General features: G+C 51.7%; 5 protein-coding genes. 1 reads left to right on the forward strand and 4 read right to left on the reverse strand.

Annotated features, from left to right (window positions below):
• On the reverse strand, positions 1-294 hold a 294-nt coding region (locus tag V6D20_11135), incomplete at its 3' end, for a 2TM domain-containing protein (GenBank protein HEY9816336.1).
• A gap of 312 nt (positions 295-606) precedes the next feature.
• On the opposite strand from V6D20_11135, the gene V6D20_11140 reads away from it, so the two are divergent.
• Positions 607-1074, forward strand: coding sequence for a phosphate-starvation-inducible PsiE family protein (locus V6D20_11140; protein ID HEY9816337.1), 468 nt, complete (start codon positions 607-609; stop codon positions 1072-1074).
• A 128-nt stretch (positions 1075-1202) separates the two neighbouring features.
• On the opposite strand, the gene tkt is transcribed toward V6D20_11140, so the two are convergent.
• From tkt to acpP, 3 genes are all read right to left on the reverse strand, one after another.
• Positions 1203-3209 (reverse strand): transketolase, encoded by a 2007-nt coding sequence (tkt, locus tag V6D20_11145; GenBank protein HEY9816338.1) that lies wholly within the window; start codon positions 3207-3209, stop codon positions 1203-1205.
• Between the two features lie 649 nt (positions 3210-3858).
• A complete protein-coding gene (fabF, locus tag V6D20_11150) occupies positions 3859-5118 on the reverse strand; it encodes a beta-ketoacyl-ACP synthase II (protein ID HEY9816339.1) in 1260 nt (419 codons plus the stop codon).
• 222 nt (positions 5119-5340) lie between these two features.
• A complete protein-coding gene (gene acpP, locus V6D20_11155; GenBank protein ID HEY9816340.1) occupies positions 5341-5586 on the reverse strand; it encodes an acyl carrier protein in 246 nt (81 codons plus the stop codon).
• Positions 5587-5687: the final 101 nt, after the last annotated feature.

Below are 5687 nucleotides of genomic sequence, written 5' to 3' on the forward strand. Positions count from 1 at the left end.
ATGCCCTGATGAAATCCAGTCAAATCCAATTAGAAAAACATTGATAATCAAATACTTCATCAGATGCTGTTGCCACTGGAGACGACGCATCTGATCAAACTCTTGGCGATCGCGCTGAACTTGCTGACGGCTCAACCATTCCTGCTCAGCCAGGGTTAAGTCATCAGCAGAAATGCCCAGCTCGTCAGCTATTTCCAGCAATTGGCCGTGGGTTAGCTCTGCCCGATCACCTTGGCGGGCGATCGCCAACTGTAGAATATTTTGTACATCTTCGGGGCTGTAGAGTTCTGACATGAATGACCCTTCTTGCAGTTCAGCCTATCTCCGTTATACAAAACCCTATACCAAATGGGGAGAATTCCTATGAAATCTGGCGAAACAGCCTTTCGTTGGAACATCTAGCAGGTTCGAACTCAGCTCCCTAAACACCTTCAGGATGATGTCTAGAATAAGATCCCACGAGGTCTCGCCCATAGAGTTCTATGGAGTCTCCGCGCCGCCGCTGAAGGCGCCATCTAACCGTAGCTTAGCGGGTTAGTTCTCTCCAAAAATCCCCCATAAAGGCGATATGCTGAAATAGCTCAGCTCCTACTGTTGGCTACCATTATGACTTCTGTACGCCGATTTCTGTCGCGCTTGACCCGCCTAGGCAACGACCAAGCTTTCCTAGCTTTCGTTAAATATATTGAGTCTGGTGTCTCCAAAGTCCTCGGTCTGGCAATGGTGTTGGTGGTGTTGGTGGCCGTGGTTGACCTATGCCTCTTCTTGGTCAGCGACCTACTATCCACAACCGATCGCTTCTTTGCGACAACCCTGTTTGAAATTTTCGGCTTATTCTTAAATATCCTAATTGCCCTAGAAGTCCTAGAAAATATCACTGCCTATCTACGCAAACATGTGGTGCAGGTCGAGCTGGTGATCGTCACCTCACTCACCGCTGTTGCTCGAAAAATCATTATTTTTGACTTTAGTAAGGCCACAGGTATCGACCTCATCGGCCTAGCCGTGGCAACCCTCGCCCTATCCATCAGTTACTTGATCATTCGCAACATCAACACCTCAGAAGACGCCTGAAGCAAGACCTGCTTTCCTATCATCAAGCCAATAGCCCAGGGCGATCGCTCTGGGCTATTGTTGTGATTCTGAATTAACTCAGCTTAACGAGGATGATGATGCATCCGTCGCTCTAGCCGTTTATTAACCTAAGCTAGCAGTGTCATAGCCTTGGCCAACACGTTATCGACCGTGAAGCCAAACGCCTGTAAGCACACTTCACCAGGCGCAGAAGCACCAAAGGTATCGATTCCAATGACATCACCTTCGCCACCCACATAGCGGCACCAGCCAAAGGTAGAGCCAGCTTCTACCGCCAAGCGCTTGGTCACAGCCTTCGGCAACACAGACTCTTTGTAGCTAGCATCTTGGATATCAAACATCTCCCAAGACGGCATGGATACGACGCGCACCTTCTTGCCTTCAGCCTGCAGTTTCTTAGCGGCTTCAACACAGAGATGAACTTCACTACCTGTACCAATCAAAATCAGGTCAGGCGTGCCGTCGCTATCCGACAGGATATAAGCACCCTTAGCCACGCTATCAATCGAGCTGCCCACCAAGTTAGGCAGGTTTTGACGGCTGAAGGCAATCAGGGTAGGGCCGTCCTGTTTTTCCACAGCGACCTTGTAGGCACCAGAGACTTCGTTACCATCCGCCGGACGCATGACGATCAGGTTAGGAATCACCCGCAGCGACGCGATGGTTTCCACCGGCTGGTGGGTGGGGCCATCTTCACCCAAACCGATGGAGTCGTGGGTCATCACGTAGATGACTTGGGCTTGCGACAGAGCCGATAGGCGAATGGCTGCCCGCATATAGTCTGCGAACACAAGGAAGGTGGCGCAGTAGGGAATCAAACCGGAGTTGTGCAGAGAAATCCCGTTACAAATTGCGCCCATACCGTGCTCACGCACGCCAAAGCGCATATTACGGTTTTGGTATTGTCCCTTCTGGAAGTCGCCAGAGACTTTCAATTCCGTCAGGTTGGAGTGGGTAAGGTCAGCAGAACCACCGACTAATTCAGGCAGCGCTGGAGCCAAAGCGTTCAGAGTCGCTTGGGAATTCTTGCGGGTAGCGATCGCTGCATCGTCAGGGGTGTAGGTCGGAAGGCTATCTGCCCAACCTTCTGGCAGTTTGCCCGCCAACATCCGTTCAAATTCAGCGGCTTCGGCTGGATACTTGGTGCGGTAAGCAGCTAGGGTTTCCTGCCACTCGGCTTCATAGCTAGCGCCACGTTCCACAGCTTTGCGGAAGTGAGCCAGCGCATCTTCGGGTACCACAAAGGGCTCGTAGTCCCAACCGAGTTCCTTACGGGTTGCTTCTACTTCAGAAGCTCCCAAAGCGGCACCGTGAACACCAGCGGTGTTTTGCTTGTTGGGCGATCCGTAGCCAATGGTGGTGGTGACTTTAATCAACGAAGGACGATCGGTCACCGCCTTAGCAGCAGCGATCGCGTTGTTGATGGCTTCTAAGTCAGTATTACCATCTTCCACATGCTGCACATGCCAACCATAGGCTTCAAAGCGCATGCCTACATCTTCAGTGAAGGCAATGTCGGTGGAACCATCGATGGAAATGTGGTTGTCGTCGTAGAGAGCAATCAGCTTACCTAGACCTAGGTGTCCAGCCAAAGAGCAGGCCTCGCCAGAAACCCCTTCCATGTTGCAGCCATCGCCCAAAATCACGTAGGTGTAGTGATCAACCAAGGTTGCATCCGGCTTGTTGAAGCGGGCAGCCAGATGGGCTTCCGCCATGGCCAAACCAACACCATTAGCAATCCCTTGGCCTAGGGGGCCGGTGGTGACTTCTACACCAGCAGTTTCAAAGTTTTCTGGGTGTCCGGGGGTGCGAGCGCCCCATTGACGGAAGTTCTTCACGTCATCTAAGGTGACGCTGTCATAGCCGGTTAGGTGCAGCAGGGCGTACTGCAACATACAACCATGCCCCGCTGACAATACAAAGCGATCGCGGTTAAACCACTGAGGATTTTTGGGGTTAAAGCGCATGAAGCGATCCCACAGCACAAATGCCATAGGAGCAGCGCCCATTGGCAGGCCGGGGTGACCAGACTTCGCCTTCTCAACAGCATCGATCGCTAGAAAACGAATGGAGTTGATGCACAGTTGTTCTAGTGATTGGGTTGCGACAGTCATAGACTCTTTACTTCTCAACGACGGTTTAACGCTAGGTTCGACAGAATGGGGTTTTGACACAACCCCCATCGGGCAGCACTCCCATCATCCCACCAGTGACTACGATCAACAAGGATGACGGCAACGACTGTCAGACAGCCGCTTTCGGTACTGTTTACTCTAAAATTTTATGAACTATTGATCACCAAAAATTAGGCTGAGCGCCTCAATTCTTAAGGCAGCAGGTTTGGGTTGAGCCTGTTGTGGCCCTAACCCAGCGATCGCCCAGCCATGCGATCGCCCAAGTGAAATAAGTATAGTTACCTATTAGAAAACCTTAAACTTATATATACCTCATTATGGGGGTCAATATGAAGAAAAAAGTCAACCGAGCCCTATTTTTTCGTCATGTTGCTGTAACAATTGCAACGGTTTAGGCAAAACATGGCAAGGTTTAACAAATTTCACCGAAACATTTGGCTATCTGTGCTGCAGCACAGAGGCAAGCGATCGCTCCCAGGGGAGAAGATGTAGCTATGGTCAGCCTGGTTAAGGCATGGACTAGATCGAAGGTTCAAATGCTTGAACGTTTCCAGGGTTTCTTGATGTCTAACCCATGGGACTCTAGCTATATCTGTATCCTATACAAGGCAAGCGATCGCCTGTCTGCCTACGGTCGGTACTTGCGGAACACGAGGGTGACATTATGCCCACCAAACCCAAAGGAGTTGGAGAGGGCAACCTCCACCGGCATTTGCCGACTTTGATTCGCGATGTAGTCTAGATCGCAGGCAGGGTCAGGGTTTTCTAGGTTGATCGTAGGAGGAACGCGATCGTGGTGTACAGCTTTTACCGCCGCCACTGCTTCAATGCCTCCTGATCCTCCTAGCAAGTGCCCCGTCATCGATTTCGTGGAGCTAATGGCAATGTCATAGGCGCGATCGCCCAAGGCTGTTTTAATGGCCGTGGTCTCTGTGGAGTCATTGGCTGGGGTGCTGGTGCCGTGGGCGTTGATATAGCTGACCATATCTGGCGTCACGTTGGCATCTTTCATGGAAAGCTGCATAGCGCGGGCAGCACCTTCTCCCCCGGGCACCGGCGAGGTCATGTGGTAAGCATCACAGGTCATGCCATACCCGACAATCTCTGCATAGATGCGTGCCCCACGGCTGAGGGCATGATCCAAAGCTTCTAACACTAGAATACCGGCCCCTTCTCCCATGACAAATCCATCGCGATCGCGATCGAAGGGACGACAAGCATGGGCTGGATCGTCATTGCGAGTAGACAGGGCCCGCGCCGACGCAAATCCGGCAAAGGAGAGCGATCGCACCGCCGCTTCTGCACCACCACAGATCATCGCCTGGGCAAAGCCACGCTGCACGAGACGAAACGCATCTCCCACCGCATTCGAGCCCGCAGCACAGGCCGTCACCGGGCAAGAGTTGGGCCCTTTTGCGCCAATGTGGATAGCCGTTAGCCCTGCGGCCATGTTAGCAATCATCATGGGAATCATGAATGGGCTACAGCGATCGGGACCACGGGTCAAATTAATTTCCTGTTGATCCTCCAGCACCTTCAGCCCACCAATGCCGGTGCCAATCACAACGCCAATTTGCTCAGCATTGAGATCGGTGACCTCTAGCTGGGCATCAGCGATCGCTTGCTTACTTGCAACTACCGCAAACTGGGCAAACCGATCCATCCGCTTGACATCTTTCCGGTCTAGATAGTCCAGCGGCTCAAAATCTTTTACTTCTCCCGCAATGCGGCAAGCATGGCGAGACGCATCAAACAAGGTAATTGGAGCAATACCGTTTTTGCCGGCTAGTAACCCGTCCCAGTAGTCGGACAACGTATTACCAATCGGCGTGACGGCTCCCATACCGGTCACAACGACTCGCTTATAATCAGAACCTGCACGTACCATGGCTTCAGGCGTAAGGGACGTTAACAACGACCTGCAATGACGTGAGCCATCGCAGCACTGCGGCTGACAACAATTGTGATGGTGCTGCCTACAGCTTGATACAAACTTGAATCTCAAACATGATGCAAACGAGCGATCGCCCTTAACCTACTCAACAGGTGGCAATGCGGTGAACTATGCCCCCTTTCACCGCAGGCGAACGCGTTTGGGGGAAGCCATCAACTATGCTGCGGCTTTGCTGTTGATGTAATCGACGGCAGATTGCACCGTGGCAATTTTTTCAGCCGCTTCATCAGGAATTTCAATGTCGAATTCTTCTTCCAGGGCCATGACTAATTCCACCGTATCGAGGGAGTCTGCACCCAAGTCATTGGCGAAACTTGCTTCCGGTTTCACTTCGTTAATGTCAACACTGAGTTGATCTGCAACTATCTTCTGAACTTTCAGAAACGTTTCGTCTTGGCTCATAGTTTTCCTTCTGCTTTTGACGTAGCCTATACGAGCGGTTAATGGATGCCTTTTTTGCCCAGACCCATACCGACCTCAATAATTCACTCACCCCATACAGG

It is taken from the genome of Candidatus Obscuribacterales bacterium, assembly GCA_036703605.1.
GTDB lineage: Bacteria > Cyanobacteriota > Cyanobacteriia > RECH01 > RECH01 > RECH01.